General features: G+C 61.8%; 22 protein-coding genes. 7 read left to right on the top strand and 15 right to left on the bottom strand.

Annotated features, from left to right (window positions below):
* Nucleotides 1-193: 193 nt before the first annotated feature.
* Nucleotides 194-1,672, bottom strand: coding sequence for an ABC transporter substrate-binding protein (locus NKI01_RS02015; protein ID WP_023719970.1), 1,479 nt, complete (start codon nt 1,670-1,672; stop codon nt 194-196).
* 130 nt (nt 1,673-1,802) lie between these two features.
* Nucleotides 1,803-3,092 carry an acetylornithine deacetylase/succinyl-diaminopimelate desuccinylase family protein gene (locus NKI01_RS02010; RefSeq protein ID WP_352640464.1) on the bottom strand — a complete coding sequence of 430 codons (1,290 nt, stop codon included), beginning with the start codon at nt 3,090-3,092 and terminating at the stop codon, nt 1,803-1,805.
* Nucleotides 3,093-3,314: 222 nt separating this feature from the next.
* Here NKI01_RS02010 and NKI01_RS02005 point away from each other — a divergent pair, with 222 nt between their 5' ends.
* Nucleotides 3,315-3,743 (top strand): L,D-transpeptidase, encoded by a 429-nt coding sequence (locus NKI01_RS02005; RefSeq protein ID WP_023719972.1) that lies wholly within the window; start codon nt 3,315-3,317, stop codon nt 3,741-3,743.
* Nucleotides 3,744-3,893: 150 nt separating this feature from the next.
* Here the strand turns inward: NKI01_RS02005 and NKI01_RS02000 are convergent, their stop codons facing one another.
* From NKI01_RS02000 to NKI01_RS01980, 5 genes are all read right to left on the bottom strand, one after another.
* The gene (locus NKI01_RS02000) at nt 3,894-4,886 is read right to left on the bottom strand and encodes a lipid A biosynthesis lauroyl acyltransferase (RefSeq protein ID WP_352640463.1); all 993 of its coding nucleotides are present in this window, start codon (nt 4,884-4,886) and stop codon (nt 3,894-3,896) included.
* A gap of 2 nt (nt 4,887-4,888) precedes the next feature.
* Nucleotides 4,889-5,917, bottom strand: coding sequence for a zinc-binding dehydrogenase (locus tag NKI01_RS01995; protein ID WP_352961660.1), 1,029 nt, complete (start codon nt 5,915-5,917; stop codon nt 4,889-4,891).
* Between the two features lie 84 nt (nt 5,918-6,001).
* A complete protein-coding gene (locus tag NKI01_RS01990) occupies nt 6,002-7,273 on the bottom strand; it encodes a beta-ketoacyl-ACP synthase (protein WP_023719975.1) in 1,272 nt (423 codons plus the stop codon).
* 74 nt (nt 7,274-7,347) lie between these two features.
* Entirely contained in the window at nt 7,348-8,535 is a 1,188-nt protein-coding gene (locus NKI01_RS01985; RefSeq protein WP_352495968.1) for a beta-ketoacyl-ACP synthase, read from the bottom strand.
* 38 nt (nt 8,536-8,573) lie between these two features.
* Complete coding sequence (locus NKI01_RS01980; RefSeq protein WP_023719977.1) at nt 8,574-8,858, bottom strand: acyl carrier protein; 285 nt, start codon at nt 8,856-8,858, stop codon at nt 8,574-8,576.
* 711 nt (nt 8,859-9,569) lie between these two features.
* Here NKI01_RS01980 and NKI01_RS01975 point away from each other — a divergent pair.
* On the top strand, nt 9,570-10,730 hold the full coding sequence (locus NKI01_RS01975; protein ID WP_036245003.1) for an alpha/beta fold hydrolase: 1,161 nt from the start codon (nt 9,570-9,572) through the stop codon (nt 10,728-10,730).
* Between the two features lie 216 nt (nt 10,731-10,946).
* Here NKI01_RS01975 and NKI01_RS01970 read toward each other — a convergent pair whose 3' ends face one another.
* Nucleotides 10,947-11,495, bottom strand: a complete 549-nt coding sequence (locus NKI01_RS01970) for a histidine phosphatase family protein (protein ID WP_352495969.1) — start codon at nt 11,493-11,495, stop codon at nt 10,947-10,949.
* 105 nt (nt 11,496-11,600) lie between these two features.
* Entirely contained in the window at nt 11,601-14,612 is a 3,012-nt protein-coding gene (locus tag NKI01_RS01965) for a caspase family protein (protein ID WP_352961657.1), read from the bottom strand.
* A 149-nt stretch (nt 14,613-14,761) separates the two neighbouring features.
* Here NKI01_RS01965 and NKI01_RS01960 point away from each other — a divergent pair, with 149 nt between their 5' ends.
* The 5 genes from NKI01_RS01960 (at nt 14,762) to NKI01_RS01940 (ending at nt 21,306) form a co-directional block, all read left to right on the top strand.
* Nucleotides 14,762-15,712, top strand: a complete 951-nt coding sequence (locus tag NKI01_RS01960; protein ID WP_352495988.1) for an AEC family transporter — start codon at nt 14,762-14,764, stop codon at nt 15,710-15,712.
* 170 nt (nt 15,713-15,882) lie between these two features.
* Nucleotides 15,883-17,340: an NAD-dependent succinate-semialdehyde dehydrogenase gene (locus tag NKI01_RS01955; protein WP_352640456.1), complete on the top strand. Its 1,458-nt coding sequence runs from the start codon at nt 15,883-15,885 to the stop codon at nt 17,338-17,340.
* Between the two features lie 85 nt (nt 17,341-17,425).
* Complete coding sequence (locus tag NKI01_RS01950; RefSeq protein ID WP_023719983.1) at nt 17,426-18,451, top strand: aldose epimerase family protein; 1,026 nt, start codon at nt 17,426-17,428, stop codon at nt 18,449-18,451.
* Between the two features lie 448 nt (nt 18,452-18,899).
* The gene (locus NKI01_RS01945) at nt 18,900-20,636 is read left to right on the top strand and encodes an adenylate/guanylate cyclase domain-containing protein (protein WP_023719984.1); all 1,737 of its coding nucleotides are present in this window, start codon (nt 18,900-18,902) and stop codon (nt 20,634-20,636) included.
* A gap of 199 nt (nt 20,637-20,835) precedes the next feature.
* Entirely contained in the window at nt 20,836-21,306 is a 471-nt protein-coding gene (locus tag NKI01_RS01940; RefSeq protein WP_352894252.1) for a GNAT family N-acetyltransferase, read from the top strand.
* Between the two features lie 499 nt (nt 21,307-21,805).
* On the opposite strand, the gene NKI01_RS01935 is transcribed toward NKI01_RS01940, so the two are convergent.
* The 6 genes from NKI01_RS01935 to NKI01_RS01910 all read right to left on the bottom strand — a co-directional run bounded on the left by NKI01_RS01935 (nt 21,806) and on the right by NKI01_RS01910 (nt 26,617).
* The gene (locus NKI01_RS01935) at nt 21,806-22,726 is read right to left on the bottom strand and encodes a phosphorylase family protein (RefSeq protein ID WP_352961654.1); all 921 of its coding nucleotides are present in this window, start codon (nt 22,724-22,726) and stop codon (nt 21,806-21,808) included.
* A 14-nt stretch (nt 22,727-22,740) separates the two neighbouring features.
* The gene (locus tag NKI01_RS01930; protein ID WP_023719987.1) at nt 22,741-23,532 is read right to left on the bottom strand and encodes an ABC transporter permease; all 792 of its coding nucleotides are present in this window, start codon (nt 23,530-23,532) and stop codon (nt 22,741-22,743) included.
* A complete protein-coding gene (locus NKI01_RS01925) occupies nt 23,525-24,412 on the bottom strand; it encodes an ABC transporter permease (protein ID WP_352640453.1) in 888 nt (295 codons plus the stop codon). The genes NKI01_RS01930 and NKI01_RS01925 overlap by 8 nt, the downstream gene beginning before the upstream one ends.
* Nucleotides 24,409-25,446, bottom strand: coding sequence for an ABC transporter ATP-binding protein (locus tag NKI01_RS01920; RefSeq protein WP_352937391.1), 1,038 nt, complete (start codon nt 25,444-25,446; stop codon nt 24,409-24,411). Before NKI01_RS01920 ends, NKI01_RS01925 begins: the two co-directional genes overlap by 4 nt.
* Before the next feature lie 131 nt (nt 25,447-25,577).
* Nucleotides 25,578-26,420 (bottom strand): ABC transporter substrate-binding protein, encoded by an 843-nt coding sequence (locus NKI01_RS01915; RefSeq protein WP_352961651.1) that lies wholly within the window; start codon nt 26,418-26,420, stop codon nt 25,578-25,580.
* A gap of 2 nt (nt 26,421-26,422) precedes the next feature.
* The gene (locus tag NKI01_RS01910; protein ID WP_352961648.1) at nt 26,423-26,617 is read right to left on the bottom strand and encodes a hypothetical protein; all 195 of its coding nucleotides are present in this window, start codon (nt 26,615-26,617) and stop codon (nt 26,423-26,425) included.
* Between the last annotated feature and the right edge of the window lie 3 nt (nt 26,618-26,620).

The raw sequence follows: 26,620 nt of genomic DNA, 5'->3' as shown, positions 1-26,620 counted from the left end.
ACCCCCCTCTGTCCTGCCGGACATCTCCCCCTCAAGGGGGGAGATTGGCAGTTTCCACGCTGACACTGTCCTTGCAACGCTAGTGGTTAGCGAAAGCGGCGATGAGGGCTCGATCTCCCCCCTTGAGGGGGAGATGTCCGGCAGGACAGAGGGGGGTGTGACGGAGTGCAACTTTCGCCCTTCTGTCAGCGGCTCAATCCGTCCACTTCACCTTGGTCAGGTCGTTGGCCTGGATGGGGGCGTTTTCCCATAGGCCCTGCAGTTTGGCGTCCCAGACGCCGACCTTCGGCAATTCGTAGAGGAAGCCGACCACGGCGTCATCGGCCAGAACCTTCTGCGCCTCGCCGAGCAGCGTCATGCGCTTGGCCTCGTCGGAGGTAAGGTTCAGCTCGTCGATGATCTTGTCGAAGGCCGGATTGTCGTAGTTGAAGTAATAGTCCTTGCGCGAATAGATATCGATGTCGTTGGGCTCGGTGTGGGAAACGATGGTCAGGTCGTAATCCTTCTTGGTGAAGACCTGATCAAGCCACTGCGCCCATTCGACAGGGATGATCTCGAGGTCGATGCCGATTTCGCGAAGCTCGGAGGCGATGATCTCGCCACCAAGCCGCGCATAGGAGGGCGGCGGCAGCTTCAGCGTCGCCTTGAAGCCATTCTCCAGGCCGGCTTCCTTCAGCAACTCCTTGGCCTTGTCCACATTGTGCGGATAGAGGCCGGTGAGGTCGACATAGGCCTTGCTGGCGGGCGACATGTGCGAGCCGATCGGCACGCCGAGGCCGGCCGAGGCGCCGTCGATGATCGCCTTGCGATCGAGCGCAAAGGAAATCGCCTGCCTGACCTGCAGCTTGTCGAAGGGCGGCTTCTTGTTGTTGATCGACAGGATGGTTTCGCCCTCGGTCGAGCCGATCACCACCTTGAAGCGCGGGTCGTCCTTGACCTGGGCGACACTGTCAGGATCGAAGAACGGAAAGGCCTGGATGTCGCCGGAAAGCAGCGCCGGAACGGCGGCGGCGGCGTCCGGAACGATGCGGAACTCGGCCTTGTCGAGGAACACCGGGGCGCCCCAGTAATTGTCCGACTTGACCAGCGTGATCGATGAGCCCTTGGCCCAGTTCTGGAACTTGAACGGGCCGGTGCCGATCGGTTTTTCCTTGTTGGTGTCGGCTGTCTCAGGCGCGACGATCACCGCGTCGCCCCAGCCCATATTGTAAAGGAACGAGCCTTGCGGGTTCTTCAGCGTGACCGTCACCGTCGCGGGATCGACGACCTCGACCTTGCCGATGGCGGCGAACAGGCCCTTTTGCGCGTTGACGGAATTGTCGGCGCGGGCACGATCGAGCGAGAATTTCACGTCGTCGGCGTTGAAGTCGCTGCCGTCATGGAATTTCACGCCTGTATGCAGCTTGAAAGTGTAGACCTTGCCGTCGTCGGAAATGCTCCAGCCTTCGGCGAGATCGGGCAGCACTTCGCCGTTCGGTCCGATGCGGGTCAGGCCCTCGAAGACATTGGCGTAGAGCACCTCGTCGATCGCAGCCGCGGCACCCGCGGTCGGATCGAGATGCGGGGGTTCGAGCGGAATGCCGATGACCAGGTCAGTTCGCGCGGCCATCGCCGAGGTTCCGGCGGCCAACGCCAGCGCCGCTGCGGCCAGAATGGTTTTCCACAATTTCATCGTGCAACTCCCCATATGCTAAAACACGTGCTGAAACCCGGCGGATAGAAGCGTGAATTCGCCGCCGAGTAAATTGCGTTTCGTACCGTCCGCCGCCGCCGGGAGGAATGTTTTTCCGCCCATGGCCGGATCATTGCGGGCCGGCCCCCCTCAGCAGAACGCCGAGGCCGATGGCCATCACCTTTGCCGAGTCCAGCATATCGGCAATGCCGACCCATTCGTCGGGTCGGTGGGCAAGGTCGAGAATGCCCGGCCCATAAGCGATGCAGTCATAGATGTGGCCGATGCGGGCGACGTGTTTCTGGTCGTAGGTGCCGGGCGAGATCACGTAATCCGGCTCGCGGTCGAATATCTCCATGATGCCTTGCGCGACCGCCTTCACCACCGGTGCGTCGCGCTCGGTCATCAGCGGCAGCACTTCCATCAGATCGCGGATTTCGTAATCGAATTTCTTGCGCTCGCGCTTCAGCCGCTCGAGGATATCGATCACTTCGCTTTTGACCGTGCCGAGATCCTCTTCGAGCAGGAAACGGCGGTCGATGGTCAGCCGGCAGGAATCAGGCACGTTGGGCGAGGGCAGGCCGGGCCGGAAATCCTCCGTCTGGCCGCCATGGATCGAGTTGATGTTCATGGTCGAGCGTTTTGCGCCTTCGGGCACGACCGGCATGCGCGTCATTTTGCGGTCGAGCACCGGAAACAATTCGTCCTCGAAGGCCCGCAGCACGGCGCCCATATGGCGTACCGCATTGTCGCCGAGGAACGGCATCGAGCCGTGCGCGATCTCGCCTTTGGTCTCGATCTCCGCCCACCAGACGCCGCGATGGCCGAGGCAGATGCGGTCCTTGTTGAGCGGCTCGGGAATGATGACGTGGTCGACCTTCGGCCTGGAGAAATAGCCGAGCTTGGCCAGATGGGCGACGCCGCCAAAGCCGCCGGACTCCTCGTCGACCGTCCCCGAAATCTCGATGGCGCCGGGAAAATCGGGAAAGACCTCCATGAAGGCTTCAGCGGCGATGATCGAGGCGGCAAGCCCACCTTTCATGTCGCAGGCACCGCGGCCATAGACCTTGCCATCCCTGACGATGCCGGCGAACGGATCGAGGCTCCAGCCGTCGCCGGGCTCGACCACGTCGATATGCGAATTGAAGTGCACGCAAGCACCCGGCGCGCGGCCATCGAAGCGGGCGACGACGTTGACGCGCGGATAACGGTCAGTGTCGCCGGGCGTGCCTTCGGCACGGATGAATTCGATCTCAAAACCGCGCTTCTTCAGCCGCGCGCCGATAAATTCGGCACACGGCTGATAGGCTTCGCCGGGCGGGTTGATGGTCGGAAAGCGGATCAGATCCGCGGCCAGCGCAACCAGATCATCGGCTCGGTCATCGATCGCCTTGAGGAGCCGTTCGTTCGGTTCGTTCATTCGGCGAATTGAGCAGCGGATGAGGCGGTTTTGCAAGCCCGATGGCGAATTGCGAGGCGATTGCGTGTCGTTACGGCAACTATTGCGGGAAATCGTTCAAATTCGCTGCTTTGGATTGGTGAAATCGTCAGGGAGTAGGTGTTAGCTCGCTGGCTTGCCATCAAAATGCTGGAGAACAGCGTGAGGGCAGGCAGGCAAGGGGCATCAAAGGGGTTTGATCGCATGAAAAACACTGTTCTCATGGCAGCAGCATTGGTAGCGATGCTGTTCGGTTCGTCGTTCGAGGGCCGGGCGGCCAGCCTGGTCGCGAACATTGATATTTCCTCACAGACGATGACGGTAAGATACGGGCTTTCGTATTACCGGTGGAGCGTTTCCACCGCCCGCAAAGGCTACATCACGCCGCGCGGCAGCTATCGTCCGCAGCGGACGGCCAGGATGTGGTATTCGCGCAAATACGATATGTCGCCGATGCCCTATTCGGTGTTCTTCCGCGGCGGCTATGCCATCCACGGCACCGGTGCCGTCCGGCAATTGGGGCGCCCGGCATCGCATGGCTGTGTGCGCCTCCACCCCAGCAACGCCGCGGCCTTCTATTCGATGGTGCGCAAAGCCGGCTTCGGCAACACGCGGATCCTGGTGACGAATTAGGCCTGTCACTGGGCCCGAAAATAAAAAACCCGCCGGAGCGGCAGGTTCGTCGGCGCCAAGTAGCACCATACCGAAGTTAGTAGCATAGCTGCCGGCACAAAGCAAGAACAAAATACGTCAGTAGCGGAAAATGTTTGCTATGATTTCCGCTCAGGCGGCTTTGTCGCGCAATTTCAACGGCCGCCGCTTTCTGCGCTTGCTGATCTCCCAGCGCTTGTGGAACCACATCCACTGGCCAGGGTCTTCGCGCACCCAGCGCTCGACCACATCGTTGAGAAGCTGAGTGGTGGCGGGGACGTCGACATTGCCGCCTGCGGTGCGCGGCAAGGTGAGCTTGTCCTCGATCTCGAGCCGGAAACGATTGTTCGGCAGGCGCACGCAGCGCGCCGGATAGACATCGCAGTCATAGTGCCGCGCCAGGGTGCCGAGAACCCGGTTGCTCTCGCAGGGGCGGCCGAAGAACGTCGTTTCGAGCCCGCCCGTGAATTTCTGGTCGACCAGCACGCCGATATTGCCGCCTTTCTCGAGGACGGCCGCAAGCGCGAACGAGGCGCCGGTCGAAGACGGCAGCAGCGATCCCATGCTCGAGCGGCGGGTCGAGAGGATGTAATCGGCTAGGTAAGGATTGTTGGGCGGGCGAAACAGTGCCGTGATGTTCATGCCGAAAGTGGCGGCCGCGACAGGCAGCAGCTCGAAATTGCCGAGATGCCCGGTAAAGACGATATGCGGCTTGTCCTCGCCGGCGATGCGCACGAAATGCTGCTCGCCCTTGACCTCGACGCGGCCCGGCTTTGTCGCAGCGGGATCATAGTCGAATAGGGCATCGAGGAAGATATATTCGGCGGCGAGGCGAGCCATGTTGCCCCACATATCGGAAGCGATCGCCTCGATCTCGGCATCGCTTTTTTCCGGATAGGCCTTGCGCAGATTGTCGACAGCAACTTGATGGCGCTGCACCCAAGGGCCGATGCGGCGGGCGGCGCGGTCGGCGAAATTGAGCGCCCGGTCGGGCGGCAGCAGCCGCAGCGCGGAGATGATGATCATCGCAACCCGCGCGACCAGCCAGTAGTTGAACTGGCGAAGCCGCCTGCCATAGCGGAATCCCAGGTCCCTGCGGATCTTCCTGAAAGCGTTGCCGATCATTCTCAGCCGACGCGCAGGATGATCTTGCCGAACACGTCGCGGCCCTCCATGCGCTTCAGCGCGGCATCGATGCCGTCGAAACCGACCTCGGTGTCGATCACCGGCGCCACCAGACCTGCCGCCATCTTCTGCATGGCGTCGGCCATGTTTTCCATGCGGCAGCCGAACGAGCCGAGCAGCTTCAGCTGCTGCTGGAACAATTGCATCAAATTGATCTGCGTCGACACGCCGGAGGTCGAGCCGCAGGTGACGAGCCGTCCGCCGCGTTTCAGGCACAGCATCGAAGCGGCAAAGGTGTCGGCGCCGACATGCTCGAACACCACGTCAACGCCCCTCTTCTTCGTCAGCTTGCGCACGACGCCTTCGAAGCGGTCGTCGCGGTAATTGATGACGTGGTCGGCGCCGAGCGCCTTGGCCTTGTCGATCTTTTCGTTCGAGCCGACGGTGGTGATGACCGTGCAGCCCATCTTCTTGGCCAGCTGAATGGCGGCTGAGCCGATGCCGGAGCCGCCGGCATGGACCAGTATCGTCTCGCCGGGCTGCAGCCGGGCATTGTCGAACAGCATATGCTCGACCGTGCCGAAGGTAACCGGCGCCACCGCCGCGCCGATCTCGCTCACGCCGGGCGGCGCGGGGACCAGAAGGCGCGCCGGCAGGTTGATCTTTTCCTGCGCAAAGCCGTCGAGATGGAAGCCGTGCACGCCCGAAACATGCTCGCAGAGATTGTCGCGGCCTTCGCGGCAGGCGCGGCAAAGACCGCAGGTGCGGGCACCGTAGATCGACACCAATTGCCCGGGCACAAGGCTGGAAACGCCGGGGCCGACCGCCTCGACCTCGCCGGAAGCCTCGGCGCCGACGACCAGCGGCAGCTTGCGCTTGGCAAAAGCCATGCCGCGCCAGCCCCAGACGTCGATGTGGTTCAGCGCCACGGCCTTGATGCACAGCGTCACCTCGCCGAGCGAAGGCGGCGGCGGTGGTGGCAGGTCCACCGTTTCAAGCCGGCGATCCTCGATAAGTTGCAATGCGCGCATGCCAGATCCCAGGTTGCGCATGACCCGAGAACCGTTTCGGAAAGGACCATGCGCACGACAACAGTGCTAGAGCGGAACGGTCGCTTAGACCGGTTCCCGCGCCATGACAAGGCAGGTGTTCTGGCCGCCGAAGCCGAAGGAGTTCGACAGGACCGTGCCGACCTCGGCGTTGCGCTTGGTGTTCGGCACCACGTCGAGCACGATCGCCGGGTCGGGATTGTCGTAGTTGATGGTCGGCGGAATGACGCTTTCGCGCATCGTCATCAGCGAAAATGCAGCCTCGACGGCACCGGCTGCCGATAGGGTATGGCCGATCATCGACTTGTTCGACGAGACCGGCATTGACGAGATACGCTCGCCGAACACCGTCGACAGCGACAAATGCTCCATCTTGTCGTTTTCGGGCGTCGAGGTGCCATGGGCGTTGACATAATCGATCCCGTCCTCGCTCAGGCCGGCATCGGCAAGGGCGGCGCGCACCGCCGCGATCGCCGGCGAACCGTCCGGCTTGGAGCGGGTGCGATGGAAGTCGTCGGCCTTTTCGCCGCAGCCGCGCAATATGCCGAGAATGGTGGCGCCGCGGGCAAGTGCTGCCTCCAGCGATTCCAGCACAAGGGCGCCCGAGCCTTCGGCCAGCACGAAGCCGTCGCGATCCTTGGAGAACGGCTTGGATGCCTTTTCGGGGATGTCGTTATGGGTGGAGAGCGCCGACAGAAGCGAGAAGCGGATCAGCGCCTCCGCGGTTGCCGATCCGTCGGCGCCGATCGACAGCGCCCGGTCGCATTCGCCGCGGCGGATCGCCTCGACGCCGAGCTGGATCGCCGTGGCGCCCGAGGCGCAGGCGGTCGACAGCGTGATCGGCAGGCCGCGCGTGCCGAAACGATCGGCAAGCCGGTCGGCGATCGAACCGAACTGGGTGGTCTCGAAAATGTCGAGTTCCCTCAGGCCGCGCGCCACCCGCAGGAGCCTCTCTGCACCGGTATCGTGCGTGTCGGAATTGTAGAGCGAAAAGCGCTCGCTCCAGTCGAGTTCGACCGGCGGCGAAGCGAGGAAAAGCGGTCCGCCGAAATCGCCGGCATCGAGGCCTGCCTCAGACATCGCTTCCTGGGCCGCGGTTTCGGCAAGCTCATAGGTGAGGAGACTGGCGCCCTTGGAACTCGACGGCAGGAAATCGACCATGCCGGAGATGCGGGTGTTGAGATGATCGACCGGGAAGCGGGTGATCGGATGGATGCCGGACTTGCCGGATGTCAGCGCCGCCCAATTATCGGCCTTGCCGACACCGAGCGAGGTCACCACGCCGATGCCGGTGACGGCGACGATCGGCCTGCCCATGTGGTCGTTCAGATTGGCCATTTGTTGTCCAAAAACCTGTTTCTCTTGGAGCATCGGATCGCCCGAAAACCGCGTCACGTTTTCGGTCCGATGCTCTAGGCGGCTTTGATCAGCGCCATGCCCTCGAATTGGTGATAGCCGATCGCCGTTGCAAGGACGGTCTTCGGGACGCCGGCAAACGGTTTTTCGACTGTGGCGTCGAAGACAGGGTAGGCGGCCTCGCGGTCGACAGCCAGGGCCGCCAGCGCGACGGCGAAGGGGAACTGCGCTTCCTTCATGTGGCCGGTGAGCGTCGAAAAGCCGCGTGCGGCGATCGCCGGATTGGCCTCGAGCGCCGATTTCTCGGCGGCGGTCGCGGCATGGGCGCCCGAAGCGCCGGAGATCGCCAGCAACTCGCCGTCCGGCAATGCGGCTTGCTTCAGCAGCATGGCGATCTCTCCATCGAGTTCGCCCCGCCGGCGCCTGGCGCGACCGGACAGGACCGGGCCAAGTTCCGCATAGATCTTCCGGCCACGGCTTGTCGCGTGCTCGCGCTGCTCCAGGACGAGAAACGCGCCGCCGGATCCGGTCACCACGCCGCCGCCCTCGGCACCTTGCCTCTGCCAGACCGGCCGCCACGGACCGCGATGCAGGTAGCCGGCCAGTTCATAGCCGAGCAGCATGTCGGAATGTTCGGTCTGGAAAGCGCCGCCGACCAGTATATGCGTCGACTGACCGGAACGGATGCGCGCGGCCGCGGTCTCGACGGCGGCGACGCCCGCACCTTCCTCGCCCATGAAGGTGCGCGACGACCCCGTCACCTTGTGGACAATCGAGATGTTGCCGGCGAGCAGGTTGGAAAGCTGTGCCAGAAACAGCGTCGGGCGCAATTCCGTGGTCAGCTTCTCGTTGAGCAGCACGTCGCGGTCATTGCGGCTTTCCGATGCCGCGAGAATGGCCGCGTCGACCGCTTCGTCGCGCTCGCCGCCGCCGGCGGCCACCACCATGTCCATGGTCGCGCAGAGTTCGTCATTGCCCTTGATGCCGGCATCATCGAGCGCAAGGCCGGCCGCATAGGTGCCGAGCCTCTGCCAGGTCTCCATCTGCCGCTGGTCGCCACGCTTGGAGATCTGCAGGTTCCAGTCGACCTCCGGCAGCGGGTGGACTGTATAGGGCGAGAAGCGCGAGGCCTCCAGAACCGGCTCAAGGCGCGGCTGGACGAGCTTTTGCCAATGCGCATCCGGACCCTCGCCCAGCGACGAGACTAGGCCGATGCCTGATATGACGACGTCGTGGGGGTTCATGGGCGGCTGTTCGGGTGAAGGCGCGTCAAGCGCTGTGCTTACGTGGCGTTCTTGGCGGCGACGAGCGCGTCGATCTTGGCGCACAGGTTCTTCATGACGAAATAGTCGTCGGTCGACGCCTTGCCGTCATTGACCTCCTGCGTCCACTTTTCCAGCGGCACCTTGATGCCGAATTCCTTGTCGATGGCAAAGACGATGTCGAGGAAGTCGAGGCTGTCGATGCCGAGATCGTCGATGGTGTGGCTTTCGGGCGTGATCGTCTCGATGTCGATCTCGCTGGTGTCGGCGATAATCTTGGCGACTTTGTCGAACGTGGTGGACAAGGGCTTTTCCTTCGATTGCGGGCGGAATCTGTCCGCATGTGTTTTGGGCTGTCTAATCGGTTTTTCCGGGCAGGAAAAGGCCTGATGCGCCGGCGGCAACTGGGATTGCTGTTCTGGCAGAGCAATAGGGGTCGCTGGCAACTCCTCCCGGCGATATGCCGAAACCGTCCCATCTCTGGTCATTGCGTGTACCAATGTACCACGAAGATCTATGACCATAGAACGCGTGCAGACCGGGTGCGCCTGGAAAAACGATTGGTGAAGGTGCTCAAGGCCTTGGCTAAGCATGGCGACATGAGCATGGGTGGGCGGCTGGCGCACCGCATCCGCTATGTTCGCGTTACGCCGGATTCGCGTGTCGGATTGTCGAGGTGGCCTGCCGACCGACCACTAACGGAGGCACGGAGGCGTCGATTACCTATGCGTTCACTGCCTGAGCCCGGCAGGAGCATCGTATCTGTCCGAACTGACGGAGGACGCGTTCGCGGACATGATCGAGGGATGGAAGCTCCATGTCGACGCTTGGCTGGTAGCGGTGAAAATCTGACGCCGGGTAACTTGAACGAATTGCCACCAACGGTGGAATGTTACCTTCGTCTCGTAGATGGGAACGAGCAAGTAGCGGACAAAGCGGTCGCTCAGTGAGTTTTCCTTCGTTCTGTGCCTTGATGGGACAATTCTTCGCCGCTGATCGGAGCAACACCCGTGGTCATGCATTCCTTCCACATCCACATCCCGGATGAACAGATCGAGTACCTCCAGCGTCGTATCCAAGCGACAAGATGGCCGTCGTCGATCTTCGCATACGGATGGGAGGACGGTACTGACGTTGATTTCCTCAGAAAGCTTTCACGTTACTGGGAATACGATTTCAGGTGGCGCGATCACGAAAAACGTCTGAACCTGTTGCCTCAGTTTAGGGTCACGATAGACGGGTGCGACATCCATTTCGTTCACCAGAAAGGAAAGGGGTCATCGCCCTTGCCGTTGATCCTCACTCATGGCTGGCCCGGCTCCTTCGCCGAGTTCGAGCATGTCATTCCGCTGCTCACGGAACCTGCCAAATACGGCGGGGATGCCGATGACGCCTTCGATGTCGTCGCACCGTCGCTTCCGGGTTTCGGCTTCTCGTCCCCGCCGCGTCAAGCCGGCGTTAGCTCAAAGCATGTCGCGAAGCTGTGGCGGGGGCTGATGCGCGAACTGGGATATGATCGCTTCGCCGCACAAGGTGGCGACATCGGCGCCGGCGTCTCGACCTGGCTCGCTCAGCTTTACCCGGAGGACCTTATCGGATTGCACCTGAATTACATTCCGGGCAGTTTCCGCCCGACCCTCGGTCGCGGCGACCCACCTGTCACGCCGGAGGAGAAGGCATTCCTCGACAGTGCGGCGAATTTCGTCGCGACGGAGGGGGCCTACGCTTTTCTGCAGGGGACCAAGCCCCAGACGCTAGCCTTTGCACTGACAGATTCCCCAATCGGGCTAGCCGCATGGATTGCCGAGAAGTTCCGCAGTTGGAGCGACTGCGAAGGCGAACTCGAACGCGCCATCCCTCTAGACACGCTGCTTACCGACATCTCGCTCTACTGGTTCGGTAACACGATCGAGGCCTCGCTCCGGATTTACAAAGAGAACCGGCTCTGCCCCCTGATCTTCGGGCCAAGGGAGCGAATAACACCGCCCCTCGGCGTTGCAGTCTTCCCTCGAGAGCTCCCTATGCCACCTCGCTCCTGGGTCGAACGAGTCTTCCGTGTCGAGCGCTGGACCGACATGCCGAAAGGAGGACATTTCGCGGCGATTGAGCAACCCGAACTCCTGGTCGAGGACATCCGGGCCTTTTTTCGGCCGCTGAGGCTCCGGCCGGCAAAGTAGAGGACGAAAACCTCGCCCGTTGTCACGGCTCGGAAGGCCTAATGAGACGTACCATCGCATTCGCTTTCGTTGAAAGCGCTCGTTGGTCCTGACTAAGGGTCAATGTCGACCTTGGACTCGATCAAGACCTCATCGCGGGTCGGAACCGGTATTCCGCTTAAGGTACCAAACGCTAGATTTCACTACTAGCGAACGCTTCAACCGGCTCCGGCGCAGTCAGAAAGTGACGCGGCCGAGTACTCGCAGGCCGTCGCCCTGCGGCTCGACGACCACCGCCTCGCCTTCACGCGGCGAGATCCCGGTCAATTCCTGGATGTTTTCGAGATGCGTGACCATGACCAGATTGTCGGAGCCGGAATAGCCGCGGATCTCGGCAAGGATCGCGGCAATTTGGTCGGCCTTTTCCTTTTCGTCGGTCTTCAGCAGGTCAAGCGGTGCGAACGGCTCCGGCTCGCTTTCGAAAGCGATGCGGGCGGTCTCGAGGCAGCGGCAATAGCGGCTGGACAGCACGCGCTCGACCGGTGCGGCGCGGGCGCCAAACAGCGCGCCGATCTTGCGCGCCTGTTGCTTGCCGCGCTCAGAGAGATTGACCTGGGTCGCGCATTTGCCGAGGTCGAAATTGGCCGCATCGGTGGTGCCGGTGACCATGGCATGGCGAAGCAGGACCACATGCCCGCCGTCGCGGAGCAGCGCCCAGCCGGCTTCCGTCGCATGGGCTGTGGCGGAAACGGCAAGCAACAGCAGCGCCAGCACAAATCGAAGCATCAGACATCCTTTCGGGTGACCGGCAGGCAGGTCCCCGGTGACCGGCATATAGGGACGGCAAAGCCGGCTGAAAGACAAGCCGAGTGCAACCTGCGGCCGAGACGCCTATTTCTTCGCTATCTGCTTCTTCACCAGATCGATCTTGCGGTCGGTCAGCGGGATGGGGAGTGTGTAGCCGGCTTCGGTAAAGCCTTGCTTGGCGTTCTCGAAGAATTCGATCGCCTTTTGGTATTCGGCATTGCCGCCGCCATAGCTGCCGCGGTTCCAGTGGACGTCGCCGAGATTGTTCTGCTCGAAGGCCCATTGCATCGGCTGGCCTTCGCGGGTGAAGACCTTGAGCGTCGCCTCGAAGGCGGCTTCGGCGTCGTCCAGATATCTGCCGGTCCGTTCGAGATTGCCGAGATTGATCAGGCTCATGCCGATGCCGTTCTGCGCGTTTGCCCAATCGACGGGGGAGGTCTCGAAGGTCAGCACCTGTAGCGCCGCCCGGCGCGCGGCGATAGAAGCGGCCAGTTTGCCGGGATCGGCCTCGCTCATGCTCAGCCATTGCAGCGCCGAGCCGAGGCCGGCCTGCGCCAGCGCCCATTGCCGCGGCGTCGTCTCGCGCTTGTATTCGCGCAGTGCATCGCGATAGGCCTCGATCGCGTCTTCGTAGTGCACCGGCTTGTCGGTCACGCCGCCGAGCAGTTGCAGCGTGTTGCCGAGATTATAGTGGGTCATCGCCCAGTCGAGCGGAAAGCCCTTCTTGGTATAGACGCGCCGTGCCGCCCGGTATGCGGCGGCCGATTGCTCAAGCCTGGCAGCATCGCGGGTGCGCTGGCCGAGCGTCTGGTAGATCGAGCCGAGATTGTTCTCAGCGGAAGCCCAATCCATCGGAAAGCGCTGGCGGGTGAAGATGGTCAGCGCATCGCCGTAGGCGGCAGCCGCCTCTTCGAGCAGGCCGGTGCCGAGATCGAAACGAGCAGCACTGCTCAGCGCGTTGCCGAGATTAAGGCGGCTGGTCGCCCAGGAGACCGGAAAGGTGGCGCGGGTGCGGATCTTGAGCGCAGCGCGAAAGGCATCGGCCGCTTCGTCGATTTTCGCCTTGTCGTTGCGTTGCGTGCCGAGAGACACCAGCGTGTTGCCCAGATTGTTCTGAAGCATCGCCCACTGAACGGGTGCTTTTTCGCGCGTGTACTCTTCAAGCGCCAGCCGGTAGGCAGTCTCGGCCTCGGTCAGGCGCTCGCCATTCGGTTCCCGTTCCGAAAGCGCATAAAGCGCAAGGCCGAGATTGTTTTGCGAGGCGGCCCAGTCCAGCGGGACTTTGTCCCGCGGACGCTTCTCCAGCGTGGCGCGCATCGCCACCACCGCCTCGTTCAGGCGTTTCGGGTCGCTCTCGCGCTCGCCGATCTTAAGCAGCACATTGGCCAGGTTGTTCTGGGCGGCGGCCCAGTTGAGGTCGTCCTTCTCGCGCTCGAACACGACAAGCGAATCGCGAAAGATCTTCGCTGCCTCTTCCAGCCGGTCGGTTTCGCGCTCGCGCTCGCCGATCGTCTGCAGCACCACCGCCATGTTGTTGCGGGTGATCGCCCAGTCGCGGTTCTGCTCGCCATTGGGGATGAAATTCAGGATGACGCGGTAGGCGTCGATGGCGCGCTGCAGCGCTTGCCTGTCGCCGGTGGCATTGCCATGGGCATTCAGCGCTTCCGCCTCCTGGTTCTTGTAGTTCCAGCGCAGTCTGTCGTCCCGTTTCTCGACCAGCGAGAAGGCCTTGCCGTAATCGTTGGCGGCCGACAGATAGTCGAAGACCAGCGCCGAAGCGTCGGCGCGCCTGGTATAAATCGCCGCGTCGGCAAGACGTTTTTGCCTGACCAATTCCTCCGCCTGGTCGACGGCGCCGCTGGCCTGCTCGACCCGGCCCACCGCTTGGTCGAGGAAGTTGCGCGCGGTGACGATGGCGCCCTGGCCTATGGCCTTGTCGGCCGAGGCGACGAGGCGGCTTATCTCGGGGTCGTCGGTGCGCAGCGCGTCGCGCTCGGAAATCATCTTCTTCAGGCGCTCGGCCTGGGCGTCGAGCAGCTTTTGCAGGTCGGTGGGGTCTTCCGGCATCTTTTCGGTGCCGAGCGCCTTCAGCACGCCATAAAGCGCGTCGAGCGGCACGCCGTCCTGCAGCGAGGCCAGTTCCACCTGTGCCCGCTTGGGGTCCGGCAACTCGGCAATCGTCAGCAGCAATTGCCGCCGCTCGCCGGTGATCAGCCCGTCGTCGCCGGTCGGTTCCTGCGGTGCTACGCCGAAATAGAGCAGCCGGCGCAGGCTTTCATTGACCCATGGCCGCTGCTTTGCCTTGGTGTCGAGATAGACCTCCTCGGTCACCATGCGCATGACCGAGCCGAACTCCGTGCCCTTCATCGCCGCGAGATGGCGCAGAAGTGCCGCTGCGTAGGGGCTGTTTTCGCCGACGATACCGTCGAGTGCCGGCCGCCCCGGCTCGGCGGCAAAGCCGATCACCGTTCCCAGATTTTCCGTCGCGGTCGCGTCCGCCAGTGCCTTGGCGCCGCGCACCGGCTCCAGTCCGCCGGCGCCGATCGGCGAGGCCGAGGCCGTGGGCGTCCGGCGCAGCACCGCGTCCGCCGGAAACGGGTTGGTGCGGCAGGCATCGAGCAGCATGATCGTTACCGGCACGGTCGTCTTCAATTCGTCCATGACGGCGGAGATCGGCACCAGGGCCTGATCGGCGTCCTTCAATGAAGAAACGTCGGCGTCGACCGGCACCAGATAGTTTTCGCCGCCGGCCTCGATGCCGTGGCCGGAATAGTAGATCAAGGCGACGTCGGCGTCCTCGGCATCCTCGGCGAAACGCTCGAGATCACGCTTCAGCTTTGCCGCGTCGCGGTCGGTGACGCTGCGCGCGTCGAAGCCGAGATCGGTCAGCAACTTGGCGATGTCGCGGGCGTCGTTGGCGGGGTTGGGAAGAGCCGTTATGTGCCGGTATTTCGACTGGCCGACGATCAGCGCCACGCCCTTGAGGCTTGCTGGCTCCGCGGCATGAGTCGAGGTCACCACGAGACAGAGCAGGGCGGCGACGAAAGCCGTCAGCCACGCCTGCTTGAAGAAGTGCTGATTTCCGACAAGGCCCATTCGCCGCGTGTCCCCCGACAACCCTGTATAGCGCTGCCATCCAACCATGAGCAAATTCGGGCAAGATCCGAGCGGCCGGATTGTTGGCTGGTACATTCGCGAGGGAAGGGCGATTGCGCCGCGATCAGGGCTCGCCTATCACGGCAAAAATGTCTCCGCTTACCGAAACCGTCCTCTTCGTCTTCAGTCTCGTCGGGCTCGGCTATCTTGCCGGGTTGACCGGCTATTTGAAGCCGGCGAGCGGCGAGGGCGTATCCGAATTCGCCATCAACGTGGCAATGCCGCTTTTGCTGTTCCAGACCATGATAAAGGCGGATTTCCACGGCGTGGCGCCGTGGTCGCTGTGGGGCGCCTATTTCGCAGCGGTGGCGCTTACCTGGGCTGCCGGCCATCTGGTCATTACGCGCATCTTCGGACGAGACGCACGCGCCGGCGTCGTCGGCGGCGTGTCGTCGTCCTATTCCAATGTCGTCCTGCTCGGTGCTCCCTTCATCATCGGCGTGTTCGGCCCGGCCGGGTTCGAAGTGCTGTCGCTGCTGGTTTCCATTCACCTGCCGGTGATGATGATGGCCTCGATCATCCTGTTCGAAATGTTCGGCCGCGGCGGCAGCGAGCCTGTGCATCCGCTCCGCGTCATCACGAGCTTTCTCAGGAGGGTATTCATCAACCCGCTGATCATCGGCATACTGGCCGGGCTCGCGTGGCGCTTCACCGGTACGCCGCTGCCAGCGCTTGCGACGCGGTTGAGCGACGCGCTGGCCGGCACGGCCGCCCCGGTGGCGCTGTTTGCCATGGGGCTAAGCCTGCGCCGTTTCGGTATTTCCGGCAATGTCCGCCCGGCGCTGGCGCTGTCGGCGCTGAAACTGTTCCTGATGCCAGCACTGGTTCTTTGCCTGGTCTGGCTGATCGGCCTGCCGCCATTGACCGCCAAAGTGGCGGTCATGGTTGCGGCGTTGCCGTCCGGCATCAATTCCTATCTCATTGCCGTGCAGTTCAACACCGGCCAGGCGCTGGCATCGAACCAGATGACCATCGCCACCGCCAGTGCGGTCGTGACCACTGCGTTTTGGCTGACAGTGGTCGTCCATATTTTTGGATAGGAGCCCGGCGGGATCGCTCTCGCTTTGGCTGGCCTAAACCCTATATGCCATCTTGTGATTGCTTGCGGGGCTTGCCCTGGGCTAAGAGCAGTGGCTCTAGCGATGCTATCGCGCACGTCCATTCACGAAATCAGCGACCGGCCCGCCAGGTGCCGAACGGAGGCGAGATCATGCTTCAGAAAACCAGCCATTTCATGCGGCAGGCCAATCTCATCAATGGCGAATGGGTGCAGGCCGATTCAGGCCAGACGGTCGACGTCAACAACCCTGCCACCGGCCTCAAGATCGGCACCGTGCCGAAGTCGGGCAAGGCCGAGACCCGCCGCGCCATCGAGGCCGCCGACGCTGCCTTCAAGACATGGCGCAAGACCACCGCGCTCGAACGCTCGAAGCTGTTGCGCAAGCTGCACGACGCGATGATGGACAATCAGGACGTGCTGGCCGAACTGCTGACCATCGAGCAGGGCAAGTCGCTGTTCGAATCGAAGGGCGAGATCGGCTCGGCCGCGTCCTACATATTGTGGTTCGCCGAAGAGGGCCGCCGCACCTATGGCGACGTCGTTCCGTCACCCTGGGCGGACCGCCGCATCCTGGTGACCAAGGAGTCGGTCGGCGTCATCGCCGCCATCACGCCATGGAATTTTCCATCCTCGATGCTGGCCCGCAAGCTCGGCCCGGCGCTTGCCGCCGGCTGCACGGCCGTGGTCAAGCCGGCGTCGCAGACGCCTTATTCCGGGCTTGCCTGGGGCGCGCTTGCCGAAGAAGTCGGCTTCCCCAAAGGCGTGATCAACATCCTGACCGGCGCCGCCGGCGAGATCGGCGACGAGATCTGTGCCAATCCGCTGGTCAAGAAGATCACCTTCACCGGCTCGACCGAGGTCGGCAAGATCCTGATCCAGAAGTCGTCGGTGACCGTCAAGAAAGTGTCGATGGAGCTCGGCGGCAATGCGCCGTTCATCGTTTTCGACGACGCCGATCTCGATCGGGCCGTCGCTGGCGCCATCACCGCCAAATACCGCAATTCCGGCCAGACCTGCGTCTGCACCAACCGCTTCCTGGTGCAGGCCGGCATCTATGACCGGTTCGTCGAAAAGCTGGCTACTGCGAGCAACGGGCTGAAGGTCGGTTCCGGCCTCGAAGACGGTGTCCAGCAGGGACCGCTGATCGATGAGAAGGCGGTGGAGAAGGTCGAGGAGCTGATTGCCGACGCTACTGCCAAAGGCGGCAAGATCGTCGCCGGCGGCAAGCGCCACGCGCTCGGCGGCTCGTTCTTCCAGCCGACGGTGATCGCCAATGCCACGCCGAAGATGCGCTTCATGAAGGAAGAAATCTTTGGCCCGGTGGCGCCGGTGTTCAAGTTCGAGACCGAGGAAGAGGCCGTAGGACTCGCCAACGATACCGAGTTCGGGCTGGCCGCCTATTTCTACACCGGCGATCTCGGCCGCGCCTTCCGGGTCATGGAAGGGTTGAAATACGGCATGGTCGGGGTCAATGAAGGGCTCATCACCACGCCTGAGGCGCCGTTCGGCGGCGTCAAGGAATCGGGCCTCGGCAAGGAAGGCGGCCATCAGGGCATCGAGGATTATCTCGACACCAAATATGTCTGCATCGGCGGACTTGGTCTCTAGAAGCCTCATACGGTAATACCGAAAACGATCCTGGGCCGCTTCGGAAAGGCCAGGCTGGCGTCGATCGAGCAACGAACTTGCGAGCATGGCGATGAAGGACGGCGAGGTTTTCGGCACGACGCAGGCGGGCGAGGAAGTCCGCCGTTTCACCATCCGTGGCGGCGGCCTTACCGCCAACATTATCGGCCTGGGCGCGATCATCCAGGATCTGCACCTGGCCGGGCACGAGGCGCCATTGGTGCTCGGGTATGATCGTTTCCAGTACTATGAGACGGATAAGGCCTTCTTCGGCACTGTCGTCGGGCGCTACGCCAACCGTATCCGCGACGGCCGCTTTACGCTTGCCGGCAAACGCTACCAGACCGAGCGCAATTTCCTCGAAAAGCATACGCTGCATGGCGGTTCGCAAGGTTTTTCGCGACGAGCCTGGGCGGTTTCGCTGCATGGCAGGGATTTTGTCACGCTGACCCTGCATGACCCCGACGGCACGATGGGCTTTCCCGGCGCGCTCGACGTGACCTGCACCTACCGGCTGAAGATCCCCGGCACGCTCAGCATCGAACTGACCGCCACCTGCGAGGAGCCGACGCTCTGCAACCTCACCCAGCATTCCTATTTCAACCTGGATGACGGCGGCGCCGGCGACATTCTCGACCACCGGCTGATGCTGAATGCCGGCGCCTATATTCCTGTCGACGCCGATTTGATTCCGACAGGCACGGTCAAGCCGGTCGACGGCACACCTTTCGACTTTCGCCAGGCGCGGCCGCTGCGCATGGAGACCGAGGGCGAACAGCTCCCCTACGACCAGAATTTCTGCCTTGCCTCGACGCGCGGGCCGCTGAAGCAGGCATCATGGGCGCAAGGCGCGAATTCCGGCGTCGAGATGGAGCTCTGGACCACCGAGCCGGGCGTCCAGCTCTATACCGGCCAGTATCTGGCGCCGTCTTCGCCTGGTTTGGGCGGCCGCCAGTACAAGCCTTTTTCAGGCTTCTGCCTGGAACCGCAAATCTGGCCGGATGCGCCCAACCGGCCGTATTTCCCGCAAGCCACGCTGTGGCCGGGCCAGATCTACCATCACGTGACGGAATACCGGTTTAGGCTGCCTTAGGGCATGACACCCGGAAACCGGCATGGTTTTGCTGCGCTGACCTCCGGTTCGGAAAGGATCATGCAAATTCAAAGTGTTATAGCGTCCTTTGCGCGTCCAATGACGCGCGGCGCTCTGGAGTCAAAACGCAATCACTCTGAACGACCGACTTCGAACCCTCTCGGACCTTTGACGCCGAGAGCCCTGACGACGCAAGTTGACCCTGAGCTGCCCTTCGTCAGCCCATTTCACTGCGCGATAGCCGACATTCGCGGCACTCGGCACTGACCCCTTGCTGACCTTCTCCAAGACGAGCCCCAAGCGCAAGTCGTGGCCCCAGTGGGGACAATCGACAGGCGCGATCACCCTATGTAGCTGCTTGGCGATCGAGCCTCGAAGTCAACCTGATAGACTTTTGAAATGGGCGGCATAAAATTCGCTTTTCTGCTTTCAATGAAAGCAACGCGAAATGGCCGAAGAACGCGCCCAACGCCGCCTTGCCGCCATATTGGCTGCCGACGTGGTGGGCTACAGTCGACTTCTGGACCTGGACGAGCAAGGAACGTTGGCCGCTTTAAGGAGGACGAGGAAGGAAATCCTCGAACCACTCGTCCGCGACCGTCATGGCCGTATTGTGAAAGTGATGGGTGATGGCGTTCTGGTCGAGTTCGGAAGCGCGGTGAACGCCGTGTCATGCGCCGTGGACCTTCAGAAGCGGATGGCGGCCGCAAACGAGGGTGTGACCGCCGACCGGAGAATCTACCTGCATATCGGCATCAATCTGGGCGATGTCGTTGTCGAGGACGGCGATCTGTTCGGCGACGGCGTCATTGTCGCAGTGCGGCTCCAGGCAATGGCCGGGGCAGGAGATGTCTGTGTGTCCGGCAGCGTCTACGACCAAGTCAAGCGGAAGCTCGATTGCGGCTTCGACGAACTTGGTCCGCAAGCGATCAAGAACGTCACCGAACCAGTGTCTGTCTACCGGATCCGGCTGTCGACCGCATCGGACGATGGCGGGCTCGCGGAGAAAGCGCCTCTGCAGCTCCCCGCCAAGCCCTCCATTGCCGTCCTGCCCTTTACGAACATGAGCAATGATCCGGAGCAGGAGGCATTTGTCGATGGCCTCACCGAAGACTTGATTACGGATCTGTCGAGGACAAGCGAGTTGTTCGTCATCGCCAGCAACTCGGCATTTGCATACAAAGGCAGGCACGTGGATGTGCGTCGCATCGCGCGAGAACTGGGAGTTCGCCATCTTCTTGAAGGTAGTGCACGGCGGGCCGCTGGACGGGTGCGTATCAACGCCCAACTGATCGACGCGATCGCGGGTGACCACCTTTGGGCCGAAAGATTCGATCGGAGCCTAGAAGATATCTTCGCCGTTCAGGACGAGGTGACCGGCAAGATTGTCGAGGCTCTGGTTGGCCGCCTGACCACCGCGCCGGCGCGCAACAGACCGAGCAACCTGGAGGCCTATGATCTCTGTGTGCGTGCCCGGGCCCTTGGCCTGCAAACGGCGCTCACCGCGAAAGAGGCCATTTTGCTGCTGAACCGGGCAATCGCGCTCGACCCGGAATACGCGGAGGCGCACCGTTGGCTGGCACTCAACCTCTGGCTGGGCTGGGAGTTCTGGGACGAACCGATGGACCCCAACCGCGCAAGAGCGCTCGCCGAAGCACAGCTGGCGGTCGAACTCGACCCGAACGACGCCGGGAACAGATGGGTATTGGGCGTCATACTGGGACATGAGAGTCGCTGGGTGGAATCGGATGCCGAATTCGATGCTGCCCACGAGCTGGACCCCAACCACGCCGACGCTTGGGCGATGCGGGCCGAGTTGACGACTGAAAAGGGGCGACCTGCCGAAGCCATAGAGCAGGTCCGCAGGGCACTGCGACTCAACCCTCACCCGCCCGGTTGGTATTACTGGATGTTGGGCCAGGCCCAATATGCCATGGGCGACTACGAATCCGCGATCCAAACGCTGCGCAGGCCCGAAACCTATCGCACGACTTCACGACGCCTGCTTGCAGCAAGCCTTGCGCAACTTGGCCGTTTGGAGGAAGCGCGCTGGGAGGCGAAAATGTTCATGATAAGCAATCCGCACTTCACTATCCGGCACTGGTCGGATTCGCAGCCATTCCCAGCCGAAGACGTGCGCCGGCATATCGTGGAAGGTTATCGCATGGCGGGGCTGCCAGAATGACTGTCATTGGTTATACCTTCGGCCTGCTGTCGACAGGCGTCCCAAGGCTGCCGCAGCAGCGAACATTTTGGTCTTCTGACGGAACGAAATTCGCCATATCGTGCGTTTGTTTCGCCTCATGGTGTGCTTGAACATGGCCAGTGAAGACTTTCGGCACCGGATAGCGCGACGCGAGGACCTCGCCTCCATGATTGCGCTCATGGATGCAGCGATCTCCGAACTCCAGAAACCGTTTCTCGACGATGACCAGATCCGATCCAGCCGCGCAATCATGGGGCTGGACACGCAGCTTGTCGATGATGGCACCTATTTCGTCGTGGAGCACGCCGGCGTCCTGGCAGGCTGCGGTGGCTGGAGCCGGCGCACGACCATGTATGGTGGTGATCAGTCACCGGGACGCAACGCGGCACTGCTTGATCCAGCCACGGACGCGGCGCGTATCAGAGCCATGTATACGCATCCGGACTTTGTCCGGCGAGGCGTCGGCCGCCTTATCCTTTCGCTGTGTGAACGTGCCGCTAAGGCTGAGGGCTTCCGCCGTGCCGATCTGGCAGCCACGATGGCAGGAGAGCCGCTCTATCGAGCCTGCGGCTACCAACCCGCCGAGAAATTCGTCGATGACCGTGGCGGCGCTCCGGTTCCGATCCTGATGATGAGCAAGACGCTCTGAGCTACGCTCAAAGGCCACTCGCTCGCGGCCGGCACTCGCTCCGGCCAGTATGGCAGGAGGAGGATGCTGGAGATTGAACCAGGCCATCTCGAACGAAACAGTACTTCGCCTGTACTTCCGCTCCATGGTCGAGTCGCGACCGACGTGGGGGTTTTCGGGAACGTCTCGAGATGGCGCATGTGGTCGGGTGGCGCGTTGAGTTTAACCGGATCAAACGACCATCCGCTTCGGGTCCGCATCAGGTCGTAGCGAGAACGAGCGCAATGCTGAAGCGCCATGATTGTCAGCAAATGGCGCTCTGTGCTCATTCCCGCCGACTAATTCAAACGGCAAGTTCCGCCCATCTGGGCCATTGGCGGCAGCCAGTCTGATTGAGTTTTGACCCTAATCCTCAAACGCCGCCCTCAGCGTTTCGAACGTCGCAAACACGCCCAATGCAGCGCCCTCGGGATTCTTGGTCGGTGGCAGAGCTTCAGCTATCCGGCGCACCAAGGTCGTCTCAGAACCGGCTGGAGCGTTCTTTCGGCTGAGGCGACTTCAAGCCGTGACAGGAGCATTCCGGATCAGCGGGAAGTCGCGCGGCGGTCTCCAGCGCGACCCGCGAGGCTGTCATGGAGAGACTGGGCAGCACGTCCTCCTGCAGCAATTTCTGGCGATTGCGATCCATATAGTCGTTGAAGCCCGCCGTCACGAATGCGCAAGGCACGAAACACGCGCCGATCTCGCGCGACAAGGTCGCCTCAGGGGCGATGGAATGGTTGAGGACATCCGCACCCATGCCCCGATACGCCAAGGCTTCGGCTGGCGTTGTCAGTCGGGGCCCATAACAATGGGCAGCCACCAACTGCTGTTCGATGCCGTAAACGCGGCATTCGGCTGGCCAATGACGGCGGGCCGTTTCGACCAGAACCGCCGCACATCTTGGACACACGATTTGCTTGCCCGAACAGTCAAAGCTCTGGCGGTCAGGAAGCAGTGAAAACGGGGTCTGCGTCAGTTCAATGATGTCGGCGGTCACCACCATGTCGCCCGGCTGGATCGCCTTGTTGACGGCGCCTACAGTCGAGCAGGCGAGAACTTGCCGTACACCCGCCCGCATCAATACCCAGAACGCGCGGCGATGGCAGGAATGGTCGATACGGTCGCGGGGATTGCCGTGCGAATACATGCACAACGCACGTTTTGCTCTCCCTTCGGCTGTGATCGACGCATCGAACTCGAGCAGCTTCCAGTTGTCGGTACGACCGAAAGGCGTTTCAAAACTCATGTCGCGCCGCAACGTGCGCACACCATCGAATTCGACATCTTCCGGGAAGGCAAGCCCCCAGTTTGCCGACCCGGTGATGATGCCCAACCCTACCTGAGGGATGTCCGTCGAATGATCCGTCAGATCGTCGGCTGCATGGTGATTGGTGGGCATGTTTCCAGTCTCGGTCAGGATTTTTGGCGAAGGGTCACAATCAGGACCACGGCCACCACGATGACGGTCCACAATGTCGAGATCGCCGCAATGGTCGGATCGATCTGATCGCGCAGCGACAGGAACATAAGCTTCGGCATCGTGCTGTTGCGACCGCTTGCGATGAAGATCGAAATCACAGACTCGTCGAGCGAAGTCAGGAACGCCATCAATGTCGCCGACAGCAAGCTGATCCGAAGTTGCGGAACGATTATTCCGCCAATGGCTCTGGCCCAGTTTGCACCGAGGCTGCGCGCCGCCTGGACCTGGTTCCAGTCAAAGCGGGCGAGAGCCGGCAGCAACACAATGCAGGCGACCGGAACGGCCAGCACCACATGTCCGACCAGCACACCGAATAGCGTTCCGATCAGATGTTGTGCAGCCAAGACAAAGAAGAGACCGATCGCAAGCAGGATACCCGGGGTGATCGAGGGGGTTAGCAGGACGCTCTGGATGATCGCAGCGGTTTTTCCGCCTAGCCGATTCATTGAAATGCAGGCGAGCAGCGCAAACGGCACCGCGATCAACGCCGTCAATGTCCCAAGGATCAAACTCGTTCTGAGCGCAGCCATCCACGTTGCCGAGCCGAAGAAGTTCTCATACCAACGCAACGAGTAGGCGTGCGGCGGAAACTCGAGGAGATTCGACGCCGAAAAGGAAAGCGGCACCACCACGAGCGTTGGCAGCATCAGAAATGCCATGACAAGAGCGGCAAAGCTCCAGAGCAAAATGCGGGCGAGCCTGTTTTGCGGATAGGCTTCAAGCATAGGGGGCTTCCACTGTGTTCTGGGCCACCAGGCGGCGTGCCGCCAGCAACATCACACCGATCAGCGCCATAAGAACGAGGAGCAGAATGCCCAGGACGCTCGCCGACCCCCAGTCCTGAAAGGTCGATAGTGTACGCTCGATCCGGGTAGAGAGAGGATTTACCTTGCCGCCGCCAAGCACCGCCGGCGTGATGAAAAAACCTATGGCGTAGATGAGGACGATGATCGAACCGGAGAAGATGCCGCCCGCCGATAGCGGCAAAATGACTGTGCGGATGACCTGCCTGAGAGTGGCTCCCATGCTCGCTGCCGCGCGAATGAGATTTGGGTCGATATCGCGCATCGCAGCATAAACAGGCAGCAGAAAGAGTGGCAGCATGTAGTGCACCATGCCGATGAGCGTTCCGGTGAAGTTGTAGACCAGCGGCAATGGCTCCGCCGTCAGGCCTGAACCGGTCAACGCCGCGTTGATCAGGCCATCGCGCCGCAAGAGCACGAGCCAACCATAGGTACGCACCAGAATGGAGGTCCACAGCGGCAGCATGACGAACGCCATCAGCACGTTGGCCACCCTTGGTCTGACGCTGGCCAGAGCCAGCGCCAGAGGGATGCCGAGAAGAATGCAGGCCGCCAGCGTACCCAAGGACAGTTCGAGGGTCGTGACGAGCGCCGACCACGTCAGTCCGCTCGAAAGGACCTTCTGGTAATTGCCGACCGTGTACTCACCCCCGGTGGTCAGGAAGGATTGCCGGATGATCCAAAGGATGGGCAGTATCGCCGCCAGCCCAACGATGAACAGCGCCGGGAGCGAAAGCGAAAGAAAAAACCGCCGCTCGCGCCGTGCATCCGCCGCGAGCGCCGGATCCCGGACGACGATCACGCCATCGCTCCCGGTATCGCGTGAACCTTCGCTGCTGGTGCATATGCAGTCATCCGCTGACCGGCGGCAAGCTCGGCGCAGCCGCCGGCCAGCGCTGCCGGAATGCAGACAAGAACCTCTTGCCCACCGTCAAGCGCCAGCGTCAAAAGCCAATTCTCGCCGCGGAACACTTTGGCGCGCAGTATTCCTTCGAGAGCCACTCCGTCTCCCCCGACGAGCTTCGCATCAAGATGGAAGCTTTCGGCGCGGATCATCAGAGTTTCGCGTGATGGTTCGGCGCCGTCGATTCTGCGTGCTGAGCCTGGCGCCACAATGTTAGCCTCGCCCATGAACTCCGCGACGAAGCGGGTCGATGGACGATCATAAATCCGCTGCGGCGTATCTATCTGCTGGATGCGGCCAGAATTCATCACCGCAATCCGGTCAGACATAATCAACGCTTCGCGCTGGTCATGGGTCACATAGATTGTGGTGATCCTTAGATGATCATGCAGGCGCCGGATCTCATACTGCATGGTCTCGCGCAGATTCTTGTCGAGCGCCGACAGCGGCTCGTCCATCAACATCACGCGCGGTTCGAAGACGATAGCCCGCGCCAATGCCACCCGTTGACGTTGGCCGCCGGATAGTGCGGCAACATTGCGCTCCGCCAGGCCATCCAGCTTCACGCGGGCCAAGGTATCAAGCGCCCGCTGACGCGCCTCCGCTCTCGGTATCTTGCGCAGCACCAGCGGATACGCGACGTTCGCCAGGACATTCATGTGGGGAAACAGGGCGTAATTCTGGAATACTATGCCAATGTCTCGTTTGTTGGGCGGCAGGCGGGTGATGTCTCGATCGCCCAAGAGAAGTTTACCGGAATCCGGCCGGACAAAACCGGCCAGAGCCATGAGTAACGTGGTCTTGCCCGATCCCGATGGCCCTAGCAGCGTGAGGAATTCGCCAGCCTGAATGTCGAGCGAAACATCATCCAGTGCGACGTAGGATCCATAAGCCTTGTGCACGCTTTCGATGGTGATCGCGAGCGACTTCATCATGTGCTCCAGCCTTAAGGCGCGTCGCCTTCGACCGGCCTCACGCGACACGCTTTAGGTTCTTGTTTTCATGCATGTCGTTGTCGCAAATCCGCTGCACACTTTTGCGCGATATGCATTAGAGCTGAGAGTCAGCGGGCCATCATTTCATCGAAGGCTCTTTGGGCAGCCTCGCCATTCTTGACCCACCATTCTGAATTCGAAAACACCGAAGTGCCAGCATTTTCAGGCGCGGTCGCAAGGGTCTTCAGACGGTCCTCGGGAATAAGGCCACCCTCATATGCCGCAGGATTGACTGGGCCATAGGCAATGAAATCGGTCAGCTTCGCAACTCGCGCAGGCTGCGTCATCGCTGCGATGAGCTTCATCGCGGCTTCCTTGTTCGGCGCTCCCTTCGGCACCCCAAGGCAGTCCGTGCCGATGACCGAACCCTTGAACGTGTAGTCAGCCGCGCCGCCATCTGCTTTCACGGTTTGAGCCCGTCCGTTCCAGGTAATGACCAAATCCGCCTCACCATCTTTCAGCAACTGCGCCGACTGAGCTCCCGAGGTCCACCACACGGCAACGTTTGGTTTGATCGCTTCAAGCCGCTTGATGGCGCGCTCTAGCCCTTCCGGCGTGCTGAGCACGGAATAGACGTCCGCCGGTGCTACGCCATCGGAGAGAAGCGCGATCTCGATCGAGTCTTGCGCATTGGCGCGCAACGCGCGGCGGCCCGAGAATTTGGCAACATCCCAGAATTCCGCCCAGGTTTTCGGCGGATTCTCGCCATAGGTCTTGGTGTTCCACGACATGACGGTGCCATAGGAATCGAACGGATAGCAGTAGTCGGACTTCGCACCCTCCGGCACGGCCTTTGGGTCGATGATCTTGTAGTCGAGTGGCTCCAGCAGCGATTGTGCGGCCGCCTGGGCACCTTCCGGTGAGCCCAGGTGAATGACGTCGGTCGTGACCGCACCCGATGTGACCTGCATCTTCAAGGCGGCAGGCCGTCGCTTAGGGTCTCCTCGCGGACATCATAGCCGAGCTCTTTTGCAGCAGGCCCCCACATGGCCTCCTTCATGGCGTTGCCATAATCGCCACCTGCGGTCGTGATGGTGACTGTTTGCGCATGGACGGGCAAGGCAGCCGAGATTGCGAATGCTGTTAAGGAAATGCGTAGCCAGGACATAGG

The sequence above is a fragment of the Mesorhizobium sp. M0815 genome, assembly GCF_040319995.1.
In the GTDB taxonomy this organism is placed as follows: Bacteria; Pseudomonadota; Alphaproteobacteria; order Rhizobiales; family Rhizobiaceae; genus Mesorhizobium.
This window is presented reverse-complemented; position numbering and strand designations above follow the sequence as displayed.